Below are 19775 nucleotides of genomic sequence, written 5' to 3'. Positions count from 1 at the left end.
TCCACAGTCGTACCGTCATCGAAACCGAGGAATCCTGCTCGACAAGGCCGAAGGTCCACCGATAGGGTGACCGGGCCAAAAACAACCGTTGCCGCCTCACTGGATTTCGAGTCCCGGGCATCACATTCATTGGTGGTTCGCGTTTCCGATCGCGACGATGCAACGTTGACGGACGAAGCCATCGTTGCCATTTATGTCAATGATGTTGCAGAACCCGTTCTGATGATAACGACACCCATCAAAGCTGGTGCGACATCCGTTTCCCTTGCCATCCTGTCGGATAGTTTGTTCGATGCAACGACCGACCTGAATATCGCCGATCTTCAACTTCGCATGGGTGACGTGCAACTGAGCCCAAAGTCTCGCGGAAAGAAAGGCCCGGTTGTCAGCTACACTGATGTCAACGGGGATGGTCGACTCGATCTTGTGGTCACCTTTGAAGTCACGAGTGGATCGTTTGCAGAACAGACGGATGCAGAGATCACGCTGCAGGGAAGCCTGACGAACGGTTCGTTGTTCTCTTCTTATTCTTCCGTTGACATTTTGCCCGGGAAAGGAAACGGGAGAGGAAAGAAGTAGAAAATCCAGCCCCGGGGCATTCAAGACAGCCTTGGGGCCGGATGGGTTTACTGACTGCATGGCCAGCGACATGGAACTCGCACACGCGACAGATCGGTGGGTACCCGTGTCGAACGGAGCAGTGCGCATGACCCGATCAGCCTGTTCCCAGCCCGCGATCGAAAGCGTCAAGCTCGCGGGAGTAGGCCTCCATCGTAGTTTCAAGGGTTGATCGGCCGATCTTCCATGATGGTTCGTCTTCGGTAAATCGATTGCAGTGCTCGGTCAGTAATCGATAAAGAAAACGAAACAGGTGTCTTGGAACACGAAGTCGGCCAAATCGTGAAATCAAATCTTCCCGCGTGACATCATCGGCGAACAGCGACGCAATCGTGACGCCGTTGTTGTGGTCCTGACGCTCCGCATCACCCTTCATGCACGCTCGGATGCGATTGGTGGCCATGTCGAACAGAGATTCGCCAGTCCATTCCAGTGACTTAATCAGGTTTTGTTTATCCAGTCGGGATCGCTCGTAGAATTCACGTTCCTCGCGGTTCAGAAAGTACACAACATCGCGTGGCAGCAACATCTTGAAGCCAATGCCGGGATGCTTGAGAAACTTATTGTCGAACATAGACCAAAGAAAATCCCGCATCCGCTGAGCGGAACCATTGATCAGGTGCGGTTCGTCAACGCGGTCAACCAGGACAAATATACTGGTAAATCCAAGAGGCTTCAGGATCCTCTGAAGTTTGGACATCAGTTCGTACCGATCATCACTTCGGTCTCGCGAGGGCATGGGCTGCCCATCAATTTCTCCTGCGGGGAAGCTACTTAGTATCTGATGAAGTGATGCGGTTCCATGCTCCAGAATACGTACCTGTTTTGCAATCTGGCGGGCCTTCCACCAGAGTGAAGCCGATCTTTTCAGCCAGGGAAACCACCCGGCAAAGAGTGCCAGCAGGAACCATGGTGAAACAAAATTTTCGACCACAGATATACCGTCACGTGAAATGTTTCGCAGGGCGAACGCCAGCACAAGAAGTGAAACGAAGATGCCGACGGCGAATCTCCATCGAGCTGTGATATTCAGGAATCCGATGTTCTTACGGATACGCGACCAGCGGCTCCAGTGAGATTGATCTGACGACTGATCATAGAACGCGGCCAGCATCAGCAGATCACGTTTTCGCATTCGTGGCAGCTCACATAGCTGCTTCAGGTGGATGTCCGGATCTGAGGCATTTGGATCGGCGATTACGTTGCAAAGCCGCCGCGTACTGAGTGCCAGTAAGGCGTCCATATGATCCCAGAGACGCCATTCCTGCAGAGCATGATCCGGATGACGGCGCCGGCCCCGCAGGCGGTCCTGAAAATTGTCCAGAAACGGATTCAGGTCATCGTAGCTGATGATAAACGCACGCTCTTCCGGATGCCGCCTGTTGTGTTCGCGCAGGGAATTAATCAGCTGCAGTCGAATGGCGGTCTTACCTGCGCCTTTTTCACCAAACACAATTGAGGTGCTTGGATTGCTGCAGTCTCCCAGGATCTTGTCCCATGCCGCATGGTAAAGAGACTCAGAACAATGCTGTCGGAAGATGTGATCCGACTGAGCATCCTCCTGGCTGAAAGGATTGATTCCGATGCCGTAGTGTTCAAGAAACTGCTGAATCTTCATCGCGTATTTACGTAGAGTTTGACGTTATGGGTCGCTCGTCCACCAGCCACGATGTCGGGGCGTCCATCTCCCGTCAAATCGGCAACGACCAGATCTTCGGTTGCCATACCACCTGCGTCGACGACGTACTTCTTCCAGGACGTTAAAATATTCTGCGAACAATCATACACAATGACCCCGAACGTATCCGGCGTATCACTGTGCCCAAATACGATCTCATCAGACCCATCGCCATCCATGTCTTCAGTCCATAGTGCATGACCTCGCTGAAAACCCGTATCGATCACATTTCTCTGCCATAAGTCTGTGAATTTGCCCGATTCAGGCAGCTGGTAGAGCACCAGACTATGTCCATGCATAGGTTCGACCGTGACAATAAATGGTGTCCCGTCGAGCAGATGCCCGATTTTAATCTCCCCTGCGCCCTGATCTGTGTTCGCGTCGCCTGATGCACCGTGGCCGAGTCGAGTGGCCTTCCATTCCTCATGAATTCTCTGAACGAGCGTGATTCCTTCCTGGCTGGCCGTCAGCGTGTCCATCTTCTGATCCTGATCAAGATCCAGATGCCAGTGATTGTGCATCCTGTTGAATTCGCTGTTCAACTCCGTGGACATCCATCGGTCGTTTACAGGGTCCGTCGGTACCTCAAACGCGAGTAGTCGAGCACCGTTTTCAGCAGAGCCGTTCAGAGCAGATATGACTAACTGCGATTGCCCGCGGCCAAGCACGTCGGACCACCTTGCGCGATGCAGCCAAAGCTCTTTGCCAATGGAGTGAACTTTCCAGGGTTGTTCCAGCGAATCTGCTCGTTCGATCCAATGCAGTGTGCCGGACTTTGTCCAGCCCGCTCCCACTGCAAAATCGATGTGGCCGTCACCATTGATATCCCGGGGCGCGATGCAAACGTTGTCGCGCGGAGTCTGATCTTCAATCATCACATGCGATTGCCAGGATGGGTTCTCGTACCACAGTACCCGATTCTCGCTCACAGCGACAATATCCTGCTGCCCATCTTCATTGATATCTGCCAGTGTGACCGCGTAACAGACTTTGCCAATTTGTGAGTCGATGATACGCTCTGTGAACTGCGGGAATGGCTTCGTTCCGGCCGGGAGTCGCTTTGCTAAAGGTTCGTCTGCGAAAACGCAGTTTCCAAAGAACAGGCAGATAATCACGAAGCAGAATCGGCATGACGCGGGAACCCCTCTTCGACGATACAGGTTGGATTCTTGATGCACTGGGGACCTCCGGTTCGTTGCACGCCTGCAGATTCGGGTGTGATTTCGAAACATTGATGATCGAGCGAACTAACCTGATGGTAGTGATGCGACCCCGGACTTCAAAACCATACGTCCGGCAACTGCTTCAGGCCGAATGAAACAGCCCTGATCGACCGGGGGTCACCCGATGAATCAGGGCTGTATTATGTGTCAGTTGACGGAAACGGCAGATCAGTTCTGGCCTGGAATCGAGGACGCATCTGCCGGCGTGGCAGCATCTTCGGTCGCATCAGCTGCTTTCAGGCTTACGACATCCTTCCGCTCAATCCGAAACTTTTCCAGGCTGTCGGAAGTAATCACGTAATACCAGCGAGAGAAACGCTGAGACAATTCGTCTGCCTTCTTCTTTCCCTCTTCGACTTTGGTCGCTCTGGTTTTGACGTCTCTTTCCCAGGCTGTCTTTTTCGACTGGTATTCGGCCATGGCCTTGTCGAACTCCTGCTGAGCTGCGGCTTTAGGATCAACGGGCTCGGCAGCAGGAGCTTCGCCCTCTTTCGGAGCAATGACCGGGTCCGGAGTGTTGTCACCCGCGGGCGGTGTCGAAGGCTTCGACTCGTCTGTGGTTTCAGGTTCTGGGGAGCTCTTTTCATCCTCAACCACAGCCGACTTCGCGGGCTCATCCTTTGCTGTCTCATCGGCAGCGGTTTCGGAGCTGGCGGGAGGATCGGCAGGCTGTTGTGTGTTTTCATCCTGGCCCGGTCCGCATTCACTTTCGTCTGCTGGCTCAGAAGGAGATTCTTCCTTCGCGTCATTTGCCTCTTCGCTGCCGCTCGCTTCGGTGTCAGACTTGGGTGCTGACTCGTTGGCCCCAGCCTCTTTGGCGGGCTCTTCCCCGGACGGAGGATCTGATTTCTGAGCGTTTCCCTGGTCTGCGTCTGCATCGTCCTTAGGGGAACCGTCTGCACCTTCGGCTGCTGGCTTCGCGTCGGCGGCTGGCTTCGCATCAGCTGCTGGCTTCGCGTCGGCTGCAGCAGGTTCGTTCAGGATCGCGGGTATCTCGGGTGCAACAGGCTCTTCCGGGGCTGGCCCAAGGAGCTCTTCATTAAATTCAACCTTGACCAGCAGGTAGCGTCGAGGCCCGGCTTCTTCACCCGCCTGATTCTCGTCTTGCTCCTCCGGTTTGGCGGATGCTTCGTTATCCTTTTCGTCGCCCTCACCGTCACCCGCCGCGTCGTTCGCGAATCCGATTTCGATATCTTTTTCCGAACCACGAGCGACTTCGCCGAAGTAAAGCGTGTACTGCACGCCGGCACTTGTGCCTGCCTGCAACTCGCCTTCGTTGGAAACAAGACGCATACCTTCATCGCCGACACGAGCAATGTAGAAGCCCTGCTTCTGCATATCCCGCTGCAGGTATTCCTGCAGCAAAGGGTTTTGTGCGACTTCTCGAGACACGGTCAGATCCGCGTTCAGACCTTCTGGCTTCGGTCGGACACCCACGATCTTCAGCTGATCGAGGTTTGAGGCAATGGAAGTCACGGGGCTTTCGTCGAGCTTTTCAATCGCATCGTCCAGATCGGTCAGTTGCCACTTTCCAGTTGTCTTGAGATCTTCCTTGCGGAAAGTCAGCTTTTCACCTTCTTTGATTCGCCCTTCCTGCTCGTCGATGGAGTAGTTATCGACGACGATATTGACGAGATCCGTCTGATTGATCTTGAGCAAATCGGGCTCAATCCAGTCGCTGAACTTCACAGACAAGTCAGGCTGAAGCTGAGCGATATAAGTTGTCGACTTTTCGGGTTCCCGGACGTAGTAGTGATTTTCGCGGCCTTCAACGGCTTTACCTACGATCAGGTCCACCAGGGCATTTCCGCTTCCATCTCGAAGTGTGACTCGTGTTCCTCGTTCATCGACTGTTGCAGACCCTTCTGCGGCCGGATCAACAACTGAATAGTTCTTCCAGTCGTCTTTGGAACGACTCTGCACGGCCGTCTTCTTGACACCGATCATCGACGCAGCCGTCTTTGCAAGTCGGTCCTGTGCCTCTGCAGGGTAGTTGTGGTGTGACGGAATCACCCATTGTCCATCGTCATTCTGCTGAACCGAAAACGTTTGCGCTTCAGACGTCTTGTCGTTGAACCGTGAGACAGTCAACGATTTCGCCGTCAGCGGATCATTGAATTCAGCAAAGAATGCCTGGCCGACGTCGGCGTATCCATCGATCGATGCAGGACGAGATCCGTACCATGCTGAGACGGCCGCCAATGCGGAAACACCGGCAATCGCGGTGAAAGTCAGAGTGCGTTTTGTCGCATTCATGGGTTGACCTGAATTATCTGTGAGGAAGGACCTTTGAGATTCTGTGAGTGCGGTGGCATCGCGTCCGCCACCAGCAATTCTAATCCGAAGAACCACCAGCCGTTTCGAAACTACCGACGACGGTTAGGTGAGATCGTTTGTTGTTCAGCGAGGTTTCTCATGCCCAGAAACAGCAAACCGAAACACATCGGCAACAACGCAGGAACAGAATAGGCAAACAGTCGCACTCCGTTTTCGACGCGACGAATCTGTCGTTTCATTTCCAGACCCGCCTTCCGGATGCGAGCATTCTTTTCTCGTTCCAGTTCCTGCTCATCCAGTTCCAGCTTGCGATTCAGCTCTTCGGTTTTTTGCCGAAGCTGAACCTGCTTGCTGTTTTCGTCCAGTTCGTCGTTATCTCGAACTTCATCAATCTTCGCCTGCAGTTCTTCTCTTGCTGCGTCCAGACGGGAGTCCTTCATTTCCTCGGCTTCTTTTTCTTCGGTTGCCAGCTTCTTTCGCAAATCGCGAGTCTGCTGTTCAACGTAACGAAGTGTTCGCAGAGTCTCTCTTCTGGAACGCAGTGAAATAAACGCATCGTCTCCTGCAAGCTGATCCACCGCGTTCAGGACGAACGTCACATTGTCGAAGGCGATATCCAGATTGCCCCGATTACGCTCGAAAAAGAACCAGTCACTAATCATGTCAATGTCGGAACAGAAGATGACGTTCAGAGGTTCTTCTTTGGATTTGCTCGTGATATGAGCCGCAATAATGTGTGCATACTGATCGTCGGCACGTCGCGGGTTGGGTTTGGGCACCGCGGTTTGTGACATCGTGAAGGGGCTGAAAGAAGACGTAATGTAATCTTCCCATTTCAGCAGTCCCGATTCACCGCTGGTCTGCAGCAGTGATACAAACTCCTGATCACTCTTGCGATCCCGATCCACCATCGTGCCGGTATACAGGGCCACGATGTCATGCAGATCGCGAGTCACAGGGCTTTCTTCGTTGAAAGCGTTTTTCGAGTTTCCGGATCGTGAAATGAAAACATACTCCGGCGGAAGCGACGCGAACTGCCCATGAGGGTTCATCCGATCATAGACAATCTGGCCATTATCCCAGGAAATGTCGAGCAGGTTCATGAGTGATCGGAGTTCGCCATTGTCTGCTTTCTGTTCAGGAGGTGCGCCGCCGAACATAGGATTTCCCTGGCTGGGCTTAGCCAGCCTGGGAGCCATCGAAATGCCTCCCTGACCCTGAAAATTAATCGGGCAGGGATCGTCGAAGATGAGGGCTGGCTTGCCAGCCCGCACATATGCAAGCAGATTGTCCATCTGAGGCTGAGTCAATGCAGAGGGCATAATGGCCAGCAGAACATCGAAGGGTTCAGCGGCTTCTCCATCACTCTCCGCCGACTTCTCTGCAAGAATTGGCCGCGATGGATTCACGGAGATGACCTGATACTGCTTTCGGAGTTCGCGAACGATTTCCCAGTCGCGGCCTGAACCTGCATCACCGATGACATTGGCATCCGTCTGAAGGACGCCTACAGTCAAACGTTCTTTCTGCGATACTGTTCGAAGAGACCGAGTCAATTCATATTCAATGGGCAGGCCTTTGCCGAAGAACGGAATCTCAACGTTGTCAGTGATGCTCTGGACCACCGCACCCAGAAAGACTTCCGCTTCTTCAAACTTGCCGTCCTGCTCATACTGGATACGAACAGGGCTTACTCCCAGCGCGCGGGCTTCTTCCGCTTCTTCACTAAATGGCTCCACGTCAACAATTCGCACATCCAGCTGACCACCACCCTGCAGATCAAATGTCCGCAGCAAACCAAGAAGCTGGCGTCGAGTTTCGCTGTATTCCCTTGGCACTTCGGGACTTACAAAAGCCTGAATCGTGATCTGCTGGTCACTCGGAATTTCATCCAGTGTCGCCTTCGTTGCAGGGGTGAGTGTGAACAGATTTTCCGAGGTCAGATCCGCTCGAGCAGGGAACAAATTGAAGATGACCAGCAAACTGACAAACGTGACCAGCAAACTGACGGATCGCACAGCGAACTGGAACTCCATGTTGGTCTTCTGGCCCGCAGACCAGCGGCGCCGTGAAATCACGACCATGTTCAGGTAGAGCATGAACGCGGTCAGAAAGCTGAAATAGCAGACGCTGGAAAATGGCACGACGCCGATACTGAAGTCCTGCATCTGCTGAGGAAGGCTCAAGCTCTGAAGCGCTGTTCGAACGGTGTACAGACTGCCCTCGTAGCCCAGCATTCGGCTGCACCATTCAATCGCATCCACAGCACTTCCGATAAAGACCGGAACACAGCAGAAGACGACTCCGAGAACAAATGCCACCGTCGAGCTGTTCGTCAGTGCAGATGCCAGCATCCCGACGCTCAGTAGTGCCGCGCCGGAAATCCAGTATCCAACATAACTGCTGACGATCAGTCCCTGATCCGGCTCTCCCAGTGTGTACAGGATGAAAACATTCACAAGTGAGAACAGAATCGCAACCGTGTACACGCCAAGAACTGCCAGGTATTTGCCCAGCAGAATCTCGAATTCACTGGCTGGTAAGGTGAACAACAGCTCGTCCGTGCCCAGCTTCCTTTCATCTGACCATGTGGTCATGGTGATGGCAGGAACCAGGAACAACAGCAGAATATGAAACTGCTGACTCAGCTGATCCAGATTTGCCTGATTGGCAGTAAAGAAACGTGGGCTGAAGGCAAATACAGAGCCTGCCACACAGAACACAATGATGAACAGATACCCGAGGATACCTGAGAAGTAGCTGCGAAAATTTCGCCTGGCAACTGCAAATACAACGTTTCCGCGAACCATGGTGACCCTTCACCTTTATCGTTGAAACAACGTGAGATGTCTGAATTCGGAAAGCCGAAGAAACACGCCGACTGACACGCCGGGACCAATATCTATGCGGCAGTTAACTCTCGGAACTGCTTTTCCATTTCAACCTCGCTGCTACCGAGATCAGAGGTCGGTCCATCGAAAACGATCCGACCCGCACTGATCAGAATAATCCGATCGCAGACTGCCCGAACCTCCTGCAGGATGTGCGTGCTGAGCAGGATCGTCTTGGTTTTTGCCAGCTCTGTGATCAATTCCCGCACTCCATGGACCTGGTTTGGGTCGAGTCCACTGGTGGGCTCATCAAGAATCAGCACATCAGGATCATGCAGCATCGCATGGGCCATTCCCACACGCTGACGAAATCCGCGCGACAGTTTCGAAATCGGCTTTCGCCAGACTTCATTCAGCGAACACTTATCCGCAACCCAATTTAAACGTGCGGCCAGTTTTTCACCGCTGAGGCCTCGCACTGCACCAATGTACTCCAGCAGCGATTTTGGCGTCATTTCCACGTACAGCGGACCATTTTCAGGCAGGTAGCCCAACTGACCGCTCGCTGCAATTCGATCCGTCGCTATGTTCTTGCCAGCGATGAACGCTTCTCCCGCACTCGGCGAAAGGAAACCCGTCAGCATTTTCATTGTCGTGCTTTTTCCGGCGCCGTTCGGGCCAAGAAAAGCGCACACCTGACCGGCTGGTACCGAAAACGTCACATCACGCGTGGCTGCAAAATCAGCGTAAAATTTTGAAAGTCCCCGAGCTTCAATCATGGCGCTGCCCGTTGATGCATCGCCAGACACTTCTTTCTCCAAAGACACACTCATAGCAATAGTCTCTGTCTTCTTCAAAAATCTGTCTTTTTGAAAACACTGCCAACTTGTGGTCGACAGCTGCCTTTCGAAGATTCAGGCACCTGTTCTCCCATTCTGAAAAGGGAAATCCATCAACTTCCCTCGCGGGAACGCTTCCAGGCAAACCCAACGCGCGCAAACGCTGCCACAACGGCAGTTGCGTGTCGCTTCACGCGTGGTGGAAGCAAACAGTGTTCCAATTTCTCCCGACCGCGCATCATACGTTCGCTGGTAATCGGTTACCCAGTCAAAATCAGAGTGAAATGCAGATTCGACTCAACACCATGTCGTTCCGAAAATGATTCGTTCCCGCATGAGAGCGCTGAGGGGGGAGCGCTTTGCTGCGAAGCACGCGGACCGGCGTACTGACGGGGAAATCTCACTCAAGCCCCTGAAAGAGTCGACTGCCAATGCGGACCAGAGTTGCACCTTCTTCGACGGCGGGAACGAAATCCCCACTCATTCCCATCGAAAGGTGTGGCAGTGGGAGTGCGGTGCCGGAGCTGTTGGAGCGTTCGGCCAATTCATCTCGCAGCAGTCTCAATGCGGTGAACGCGGGCCGGGCTTCGCCGGGGTCGTCGGTGTCTTCGGCCATCGTCATGAGTCCGACGATCGGGACGCTTCCGGAAAACGCCAGGATTTCATCCCATGTGGATCGCAATTCATCAGGCGAGAAACCCGATTTGCTGGCTTCGCCGGTAACATTCACCTGCAGCAGTAACGACGGACACGATTCCGACCTGTTTTCGGACGCGATTTCAACGATACGCGCCAGAAGCCGGATGGAATCAATGGAATGAATCACGGATGCATGGCTCACCGCAAGTCGAGCCTTGTTGCGCTGCAACTGACCGATCAAATGCCACTGCATGCGCGGCATGAGATTCTGTCGTTCGGCCAGTTGTTGAGGTCGGTTTTCGCCAAAGACATCATGAAGAGACGAAAGGGCCTGCACCCAATCCCAGTTCGCGTACTTGGTCACAGCCACCACCTGAACGACGTCGGCTGCGTTCTCGCTGCGGGCTTGGGCAGCCGCGATTTGACCTCGAACATCACGAAGGTTGGTTTCAATTACGCTTCTTATCGTCTCGGGCGTCATGATGCGACTTTCCGCCGGGCAAGTTGCGGCACGAAAATGATGCAGGACCTGTCACTGAAGTCGGCAAATAAAACTCAGAATATACGTCCCGGAGCGAATTCCGGCAGGAGGTCGTGTGGAACCGACCTCAGAAATTCTCTCAAACGAATCCCCGGCAATCGGCGGATCCAGGCAAAGTCAGTACAACTCACGACTCAAACTTCGGGAATTAAGTTCTGGATCGTGCAGTCGATTTGCTTTGAACGGAAGGCATTGAAGCATGAATTACATCCATCACACCGCGGGACTGCTGTTGCTGGCCGTCATTTCCACTGCCAGCACCGGTGCTGCACAGGATGCAACTGCAGCACGAAAGCTTGCGGCAAAGCCAATCGTGGTGATCCGTTCGGGGCGACTCAACGCCAGAGGGATGAGAGACTACCTGATTGAACTCAACCAGGAGTTGAACATCGGCGAACGGCTTCTCGAAGCATTCAAAACTGAAGAAGCTGAACTTGCGATTTCGAAACATCCGAATCCCGTCACCGGCCAGATGGTCTTCATGGTCCAGGGGCTGGTTCCGGGTGTGGAATCCATTCAGTTCTCACAGGTGCTGGACGAAGCCGACTTCGAACGGCTGGTCCGGGCAGGGACTCGATCTCAGGAGGCCGGCAATGTCTCGCTGGAAGGGGCGAAAGGTAAATACAGGAAAACGATCAAAACCAGCTGGCGTGAAGATATCACAGATGCAGCAGAGGATTCAGAAACAGAATCAACGCAGGTCACAATTGGATTTGGAACCAAAGGAGCGGCTGTCGAAGTCAGGGATCTCGATGATGAAGGAGAAATCATCGAAGAGGGCGGCCGGCGTTTTCGTGAACGCAAATTTACGGTGACTCAATACATGCGTTACCATGACGGATTCATGTTCACCAGCAGTTATGAGGATCTGTTCAATACAGAGTTGCCAACCGCCGAAGCTTTGATTGGTGCAGCAGCAGAAGGTATGGATGGTGAAGTAGATTTCTATGTCGATCGAATTCCGGTTGGCTTCAAACACCTGTTCTGGAGCACCATTGGCGGCGCTGCTTCCGCCGGACTGCAACAACGGGACGAGGAAGATCCGATTGATTATGCCCTGCGGCGATCTGCCGGAGATATCGGACTCGAAGCGATTCACACGATGATTTTCGATGTGGAACATTTGTCCGGCCGACTTACCCTGGCCGATACGAATCAGCCGCTTCTCGGAGAACTTCGACTACAGGCACGCAACAACAGCAATTTTTCGAAGCGACTGGACGATTACACCTCCGGCCGGAGTCGTTTCGCGCCGATTCTCTCTGACGATGCTGCTTTCACGTTCCACACATGCGTACATTTTCCGGAAGAGACAGAAAAGGTCATCAATGCTGCCGCTGTCTGGCTGAAGAACCGCATCATTGAGGCATCGCAGGGTAACGTTGATGTTGCGATTGCAGGCAGTGAGTTTGGCGAATCCATGGAATCGCTGGCGACGCGTCGCGACCTCGAACTGCTGATGAAAGTGGGTTGGAATGCGTCCGCCGGGGCAGTGGTTTATGGTGGGCTGCAGGTCGACGACAATCCGGAGATGCTGAAGTCTCTGTTTGACCTGCTGACCAGTCCGCAATTACCACCAGACTTCACCGATCGCATCGCCATGTCAAAGTTGGGGGAGCATTCCATGATTATGATGCGACTCCCCGATTCAAAACCCGCATCACCGATTCACCTGACGCACCTCTACATCACACACGTCAATTCCAGCCTGTGGTTCGCGGCCGGCGGCGAAACCTCACATGAGATTCTTCGGCAATCGATCGAAAAATGCGGTGGATCGTCGCTCCGCACGAAAACACCACTTCTGACAGGAAAACTGGATCTGCAGAAATGGACCGCATGGCCACAAGACGAACCAACAGGGCTCGCCAGTCTGCCGATGTGGCTCGATGGGCAATTCGGTCGTGCTTTGAGCAACTCCGCGCGAGCCAGCGTCAATGGTCAAACAGTACCGGCGGCCAGTACGAGTGATCAACCCAGTCCGGATCTCATGAAGAGAGTCATCGACCTGGGAGGCAGTCAGGACGCCGAACTCTACGTGGACGCCGATTCCTCCGGCATACAGATGAGCGGAAAGCTTGGAGCGGCGACAGCCCGGTATTTTGCAGCACGCTGGCTTATGACCATGGAAGCACTCGTGTCGAATGCGACACTGCCAGGAGAATCGCCGACAGTTGAAGCTGTCACTGAGTAGTCAGCCAACACAAAGCTGATAACAATCCAGTGGTCATGTGACCGCTGTTTACCCCTTATTTCATTCGAACAAAATCATGGCACCATCTAAAGCTGATCAACCTCTTTTCAAGACCTGGACCTGTTGCCCAAAATGTGGTGCGAAGGCAAAGAAGCGCGGGACAAATCCTTTCCGCTGTTCCGAATGCCATTACACACACTTCTTCAGTCCCTGTTCGGCCGTTGGCGCAATTATTACGGATGTCGATGGACAGGTGCTTTTGCTGGTGCGAGCGAAAGATCCCGGCAAAGGGATGTATGGGCTGCCCGGCGGATTCGTCGATCCGGGTGAAACAGCAGAAGAAGCCCTCATCCGGGAAGTTCGGGAGGAAACGCAGCTTAAAGTGATGGACTATCACTATCTGGTGTCGTACCCCAATCAGTACGCCTACGGCGGTGCGATTCTGCCTGTCACGGATCTGTTCTTTGCTGTGACCGTCCGATCATTCGATAAAATGAAACTTCAGGAAGGTGAGATCGAAGCGTGGCACTTTTGTCACCCCACGACGAAAGAACTGAAGAACATGGCCTTCGAATCCAACCGCAAAGCACTGCAAATGTTTCTCAAACTGCGAAAGCAGAAAAAATAGACGACGATCGTTACAGTGCCCGATGATCCGGATGTCGCAACGTACCGGGATCGCCAGCACGGATTTTCTAATGCCAGGAGCGATGATCGTCTTCCGGAGCAACCGGGGCCTGAAAGTCCGGTGCTGCGGAGAATCAGGTCAATCCTCCCTCCAGCTTTAACCTCTGACAAATCAAACTTTCCCCAATGAACTATACCTACGAAGACATCTCACGCATGATTGACCATTCACTGTTGAAACCAACAATGACGGTCGATGATTTTGAAATTGGTTGCCAGCTTGCCGTGGCATACAAAGCGGGCAGCGTTTGTATTCAGCCGTATTACCTGAAACGCTGCGCTGAAATTCTCGCTGGCAGCGGCTGCAAAGCGAGTACGGTGATTGGTTTTCCACATGGCGGTCACACGACATCCATCAAAGAGGCGGAAGCCATCCGGGCTCTGAATGACGGTGGCGAAGAACTCGACATGGTCGTCAACATCAGCAAGGTTCTGAGCGGTGACTGGGACTACGTCCGGACTGATATCAAAGCAGTCATCGATGTCGCACACGCCGCAGGTCAAAAGGTCAAAGTGATCTTTGAGAACTGTTATCTGAGTGAAAATCACAAGATTCGGCTTTGTGAAATCTGCAGCGAATTAAGTGCAGACTGGGTCAAGACATCGACGGGCTATGGCACTGGCGGAGCGACCATCGACGACCTCAAACTGATGCGGAAGCATTCCGCTCCGGCGGTTCAGGTCAAGGCGGCGGGTGGCGTCAGAGACATGGACACCCTGCTACAGTGTCGCGAGATCGGCGTGAGTCGCATCGGCGCCAGTGCTACCCAGGCCATGCTGGACGACTGCCGCCAGCGTCTCGGACTGGAACCCATTGTGTTCGACTTCAAGGCTGACTCCAATGGCTATTAACTCATCTGGACTGACCGTAGGCAGGTAGCGAGAGCAATTGGGTTCTCTTCGGATAATTGTCCTGCTCCGACGAATTGACAGAGCATTTGTAACACGTTGACACTGTGGTCCGGCCTTTGACGGAATACAGGGCGGGAGACGTTATCCGTCGTTTTGACGCAATCGAAATCGTAAGAGGAAAATCGAAGAACGCCATGTTCTCTACCCAACCGATTTTATTTGCCTTGCTCAGGCGATAACCTTTGCAACCTGGTTTGATCCACTTTGAACAGGGAACGTGTGAATGAATCGTCGACTCTGGATTTGCAGATTGGTGTTGATGGTCTCCGCCCAGCTTGCATGCCTCGGCAATGCAGAGGCCGACACTCGCCCGGGTATCATCATGATCTTGTGTGATGATCTTGGCTATGGCGATCTGGGTGTCCATGGGCATCCCCACATCCAGACTCCCAATATCGACGCCCTCGCAAATGAGGGGATTCGATTCACGAATTTTTACTCAGCCGCACCGGTTTGTTCGCCTTCGCGCGTGGGCCTGATGACCGGCCGCAGCCCGAATCGGGCCGGAGTCTATGACTGGATCCCTGAAGTACGGGGCAATAAACCACCGCAGAAAGAGGATGCTCGCGAACTTGTCCATATGCGTCGAGAAGAAGTCACCGTGCCACAACTTCTCAGGAGGGCAGGGTATGCAACCTGCATGGCAGGCAAGTGGCACTGCAACAGTCGATTCAATCACGCTGCTCAGCCTCAACCCGGGGATGCTGGTTTCGATCACTGGCTGGCGACCCAGAACAACGCCGGACCGTCGCACGAGAACCCGGCCAACTACGTGCGAAATGGTGAATGGATTGGCAAACAGGAGGGCTTTAGTTGCCAGATTGCAACCACAGAGGCGATGACATGGCTGGAGAAACAAAACAAAGATCACTCAGATCAACCCTTCTTCATTTACCTGGCATTTCACGAACCGCACGAACCGGTGGCGTCACCTCGGGATCTGGTGGAAAAATATCTTCCCGTCTCACAAAACGAAGATCAGGCCCAGTATTACGCCAACGTTCATAACGTCGACCTGGCTGTGGGGCGAGTCATCGAAACGCTCGACAGGCTCAGGCTTCGGGAAAATACACTGGTTGTCTTCAGTGCGGACAATGGCCCCGAGACGCTCAACAGGTACCGAACGGCCAATCGGAGCTGGGGAACGACGGCACATCTTCGCGGAATGAAGCTGCATACGCACGACGGTGGATTTCACGTTGCCGGAATTATGAGCTGGCCGGCTGCGATCAGGTCCGGACGAGTCATCGACGCTCCGGCTTCCGCACTGGATATGCTTCCGACATTTTGTGAGCTGGCCGGCCAGCCACTGCCAGCAGGTCGAAATTTTGATGGCGTCAGTCTGGCATCGCTCATTTCTGACGACAAGTTGCCGGAACGCCCTCGACCACTTCTCTGGGCCTACTACAACGCCATCAACGACGCCCGAGTGGCAATGCGACACGGACCCTGGAAAGTGCTGGCTCGCCTGGATGGCGGCAGCGTACCCAAAATGGAAAACCTGACTCCCGAAGGCCTGAAGACCGTACGCGAAGCCCAGTTGACCGACTTCGAAATCTACAACGTCGAAAACGATCCCGGCGAGACGCGAAACCTCTACCACCGCGATCTGGCGGAACAAAATCATCTGATCGAGCTTTTCGAAAGCCACTATCGTGAACTCGTCGCTGATTCGCCCGCGTGGAAAAATCAGCAGGAACAATAGACTCGTGTCATTCGCTAATACATCAGAGTTGGCTCGCCGTGTCAGCGACCTTCGAAGTCGGACTCGCAAAGCTGTCGATCAGGTTGTTGTCGGGCTCGATGACGTCACCGACCAGATGCTGATGGCATTGCTTGCCGGTGGTCATGTACTGCTGGAAGGCGTGCCCGGTACGGCAAAAACAACGCTTTGTCGAACGTTTTCAGCCGTCCTTGGTCTGCACTACGAACGTGTTCAGTTCACACCCGATTTACTGCCGTCAGACGTGACCGGAACACAGGTGCTGGATCGGCAGACAAGCGACTTTGTCTTGCGGAAAGGGCCCGTGTTTTGCCAACTGCTGCTCGCAGACGAATTGAACCGCGCGCCGGCGCGGACGCAGTCGTCGCTTCTGGAGGCCATGCAGGAACGACAGGTGACCATCGAAGGTCATACATTGCCGTTGCCCCATCCGTTCATGGTCCTTGCCACTCAGAACCCAATCGAACAGGAAGGCGTCTATCGGCTACCAGAAGCACAACTGGACCGTTTTCTTTTCCGCATCCACGTTGGCTATCCCGCGAGGGACCAGGAAGTCAACATGCTGGAGCTGCATAGCCATCAGATTTCGATACCGTCTGCGGTCACGAATGCCGAAGAAATCAGCGGTATTCAGCATCAGATAGACACGGTCTACGGAACTCGCGAGCTCCAGGAATACATTGTCGATCTGGCTCGAAAAAGTCGCGAGCATCCGGACCTGGTTCTGGGAGCCAGCCCGAGGGCGGCGATCAGTCTGATGAAGGCATCGCGAGTTCATGCGCTCATGTGCGGTCGGGAATATTTGACCCACGAAGATATTCAGCGAGTCTGTTTGCCTGTACTGGCCCACCGCCTGATCATGAGACCTGAGGCTGAAATGGACGGACGTTCTGTTGACGAAGTCATTCAGCAGGTCATCCAGTCCGTCCCGGTACTGAAGAGCAGTTTGCAATGATGACCGCACGGGCCAGGTGGTTGGTGCTGCCGGGGGCTGTAGGGCTGTTTCTCGGCATGTTGCGGGGACAGATGGGGCTCGCCACACTTTCACTGTCTGTCCTGATCTGGATTATCACAGAATGGGCCGTCTTCTGCTGGCGCGTCTGGTACCAGTTGCCCGGGCTGCGTGTGAGTCGGACCGTCAACGGTCGATCCGGGACCGGCGGCGTACTCTGGTGTGGACGCCCGGTGCATGTGACTGTTAAGCTGGAATCCGCTTCGGGCTTCATTCATCCCATTCTGCGCATCAAAGATGTCCTTCCCGAAAATGTCGAGCTGCTCAGCGAAAGTCCCCGGGATCCTCAGGTATTCATTGAGTCTGCGGCTGCAGGCCGCGAAATGTCCGCTGCGAATTCAGCGATCGAGGCACGAACGGGTAATCAGCTTTCAGTCATTGTTGGCGTGCCCGAGATTTCGTGGTCGTACACGGCACGAATGCGTGGCGCAGGTAAAATGCTGCTGCCGGGTCTTCGTCTGACTATACAGGATGCACTTGGGTTTTTTCGGGTTGAACGGTTCATCGATCTGCGGCAGGAATTTCGCGTTCTTCCGAATTACGCCGAAACCGATTCACCCCAGTCGATGATCAAACGCACCAACGCCCTGTCGCAGCATGGTATTCACCGACTCCAGCGATCGGGTATGGGTTCAGAATTGCTGGAATTGCGGGAATATGTACCGGGGGATCCGCCAAAGTCCATTGCCTGGAAAGTCTCCGCCCGCAGAGACAAACTGATGACTCGACAGTACGAATCAGAAGTTCCCGTCCGGGTTCAGCTGATACTTGATGGAACCATCGGAACCCGTTTGGGAGGTTTCGGCCGACGGCTGATCGACCAAATGAACTTTGTGGCCTGCAGCGTCGCGAAGTCGGCGATCTCTGCAGGCGACCCGGTCGGGGCCGTTTTGTTTGACGAACGTGGTCAACGCCGGATCAAACCAGGGAATGGCGATAAGGGCTTCTACAGTCTGGTGGAAGCATTTTCTGAGTTCAGTGTTCCGCCACCAGCACCTCCCATCAAACTGACCCCCGAACTGCTGAACACGGCCACCAATGTTTGTGGAGAACGGTTTCCGGAATTGATGGATGATCGTTTCAACCAGGTGCCTTTTGCCTTGTTTCCCATTTCACCGTGGAAACGTCGGATCCATCACGTTCGCAGCATGCTGGCCGGAGCGTTTGCAGAAATCTTTGCGCTCGGGCCTGCAACCCAGGTGAGGCTGATTTATGACGACGCGATGATGGGCCTTTATATGCAGCATTTTCTGGTGCTGACCGGTATGTCGTGGATGGAACCTGTGATCCCGCCGCGTGAACGAGGATTTCATGACGGCATGGCTCGCATGGAACTCCTGAGCGACGCCGTGCGAACAACGGTTGCCCACGCTCGCGACAATGAAGTCCTTGTCATACTTTCGGATCTGCTCGATTGTGCTCCTGCAATCTCACATCTGTTGCCAGCCCTTCGCATGGCGCGAGGGCGGCATCATCGGGTCGCAGTCGTCTGCCCATCGCCCACTTTTGTTCGTCCCGGTCCTGCGAATACCACCCCCCGCAGAGATGATGTGGCAGATTTGCTGTTTGCGGCCGAACAAATTCGAAACCGTGAATTAAAGCAGCGAATGAACCGCGAACTTCGACGGTTGGGAATTGCCGTATCGATGTCCGGCGAATCGAACGCCATTCGAATGGTGATGGCCGAAACAGAACTCGCTCGATCAGGACGAACTGCTGGTTCAAGCGTCCGTGCTGCCGGAGTTCGAACATGACACAAACCCGTACTTCCTCACGCAGCTGTTCGTCCTATGCTGTCAACAAGAGCGGTCTGATGTTTCAACTGATCGCATACGTCCTGCTGACGCTCGGCACAGGAGTTCTGGTTGGAACGTCCAGCTTCGAGGCTTCACGCATTGCTGTGTCGCTGCGACTGATCTTTGCCGCCGTACTACTGCTTTCGGTGAAGCGATGGACGGGCACAATACTGCTGGTCTTCATTCAAATCGATCTTTTCTCCAGTGAATCGCGTCAACTTGGCGGCGGCATGGGCTACCTCGTGTCCGACATGCTGGTGTTGAGCCTTATCCTGTTTGTCAGCCGGTATCGATTACTGCGTCAAACAACAAGTTCGGGTTTGATGGCGATGCTCCGAAGCCTCTGGTTCGACGAACCTGAACCTTCAAGCAGTCCGAGAGCCTCAAACACCAGTGCCAGCGAACAGTCGGCTGCTGCTTCCGCCATTGGCAGGTCGGCGTTGTCCGCAGGGTTTGGCCTGACAAGGTTGCTGGCGGCATGTGTTGCAGCAGTGGTCATCCTGATGATCCTGCCGCCTTCGGCAGGGAGAGCCGAATGGCTGGTCAATTCGTCCGGGAATTCCGTTTTTCTCTGGCCGGGCCCTTTCCTCCTGACCTGCCTGCTGGGCCTGCTCATTTTATTGACCGAAATCACCTGGCGGCAGCAAACAGAATCGCAGTCCAGCCAGTATGCGCGTTCTGCATTTCTTAAGGCTCACAACCCAGACCTGCGCCGAATTGTTGTTCGACGACTGAAACTCCTGACAAAACGTCGGCCAAAAGCCAAAGTTTCGGACAGCGCCGAAAGCTAATGCCAGGAAAGTAT

The 19775-nt window shown here is 54.0% G+C and carries 14 protein-coding genes; 8 read left to right on the top strand and 6 right to left on the bottom strand.

What is annotated here, in order from left to right:
• Nucleotides 1–66: 66 nt before the first annotated feature.
• On the top strand, nt 67–579 hold the full coding sequence (locus R3C20_14395) for a cadherin repeat domain-containing protein (protein ID MEZ6041693.1): 513 nt from the start codon (nt 67–69) through the stop codon (nt 577–579).
• Nucleotides 580–715: 136 nt separating this feature from the next.
• Here R3C20_14395 and R3C20_14390 read toward each other — a convergent pair whose 3' ends face one another.
• From R3C20_14390 to R3C20_14365, 6 genes are all read right to left on the bottom strand, one after another.
• Nucleotides 716–2236, bottom strand: a complete 1521-nt coding sequence (locus R3C20_14390) for a hypothetical protein (GenBank protein MEZ6041692.1) — start codon at nt 2234–2236, stop codon at nt 716–718.
• Nucleotides 2233–3474 (bottom strand): VCBS repeat-containing protein, encoded by a 1242-nt coding sequence (locus R3C20_14385; protein MEZ6041691.1) that lies wholly within the window; start codon nt 3472–3474, stop codon nt 2233–2235. Before R3C20_14385 ends, R3C20_14390 begins: the two co-directional genes overlap by 4 nt.
• 213 nt (nt 3475–3687) lie before the next feature.
• Entirely contained in the window at nt 3688–5775 is a 2088-nt protein-coding gene (locus tag R3C20_14380; GenBank protein ID MEZ6041690.1) for a DUF4340 domain-containing protein, read from the bottom strand.
• Nucleotides 5776–5885: 110 nt separating this feature from the next.
• Entirely contained in the window at nt 5886–8606 is a 2721-nt protein-coding gene (locus R3C20_14375) for a Gldg family protein (protein MEZ6041689.1), read from the bottom strand.
• A gap of 92 nt (nt 8607–8698) precedes the next feature.
• Nucleotides 8699–9460, bottom strand: a complete 762-nt coding sequence (locus tag R3C20_14370; protein MEZ6041688.1) for an ATP-binding cassette domain-containing protein — start codon at nt 9458–9460, stop codon at nt 8699–8701.
• 406 nt (nt 9461–9866) lie between these two features.
• On the bottom strand, nt 9867–10586 hold the full coding sequence (locus R3C20_14365) for a YggS family pyridoxal phosphate-dependent enzyme (GenBank protein ID MEZ6041687.1): 720 nt from the start codon (nt 10584–10586) through the stop codon (nt 9867–9869).
• A 259-nt stretch (nt 10587–10845) separates the two neighbouring features.
• Here R3C20_14365 and R3C20_14360 point away from each other — a divergent pair, with 259 nt between their 5' ends.
• The 7 genes from R3C20_14360 to R3C20_14330 all read left to right on the top strand — a co-directional run bounded on the left by R3C20_14360 (nt 10846) and on the right by R3C20_14330 (nt 19761).
• Entirely contained in the window at nt 10846–12840 is a 1995-nt protein-coding gene (locus tag R3C20_14360) for a hypothetical protein (protein MEZ6041686.1), read from the top strand.
• A gap of 76 nt (nt 12841–12916) precedes the next feature.
• Nucleotides 12917–13468: an NUDIX domain-containing protein gene (locus R3C20_14355; GenBank protein ID MEZ6041685.1), complete on the top strand. Its 552-nt coding sequence runs from the start codon at nt 12917–12919 to the stop codon at nt 13466–13468.
• A gap of 185 nt (nt 13469–13653) precedes the next feature.
• The gene (gene deoC, locus R3C20_14350; GenBank protein MEZ6041684.1) at nt 13654–14379 is read left to right on the top strand and encodes a deoxyribose-phosphate aldolase; all 726 of its coding nucleotides are present in this window, start codon (nt 13654–13656) and stop codon (nt 14377–14379) included.
• A gap of 283 nt (nt 14380–14662) precedes the next feature.
• Nucleotides 14663–16144 (top strand): sulfatase-like hydrolase/transferase, encoded by a 1482-nt coding sequence (locus R3C20_14345; GenBank protein ID MEZ6041683.1) that lies wholly within the window; start codon nt 14663–14665, stop codon nt 16142–16144.
• Between the two features lie 4 nt (nt 16145–16148).
• Nucleotides 16149–17117, top strand: a complete 969-nt coding sequence (locus R3C20_14340) for a MoxR family ATPase (protein ID MEZ6041682.1) — start codon at nt 16149–16151, stop codon at nt 17115–17117.
• Nucleotides 17114–18928 carry a DUF58 domain-containing protein gene (locus R3C20_14335; GenBank protein ID MEZ6041681.1) on the top strand — a complete coding sequence of 605 codons (1815 nt, stop codon included), beginning with the start codon at nt 17114–17116 and terminating at the stop codon, nt 18926–18928. Before R3C20_14340 ends, R3C20_14335 begins: the two co-directional genes overlap by 4 nt.
• Entirely contained in the window at nt 18925–19761 is an 837-nt protein-coding gene (locus R3C20_14330) for a hypothetical protein (GenBank protein MEZ6041680.1), read from the top strand. The genes R3C20_14335 and R3C20_14330 overlap by 4 nt, the downstream gene beginning before the upstream one ends.
• The last annotated feature ends 14 nt before the right edge of the window (nt 19762–19775 follow it).

The organism is Planctomycetaceae bacterium (assembly GCA_041398825.1).
Classification (GTDB): Bacteria; Planctomycetota; Planctomycetia; order Planctomycetales; family Planctomycetaceae; genus F1-80-MAGs062.
Note: the sequence above shows the minus strand (reverse complement) of the source record. Positions and strands in the feature narration are given on the sequence as shown.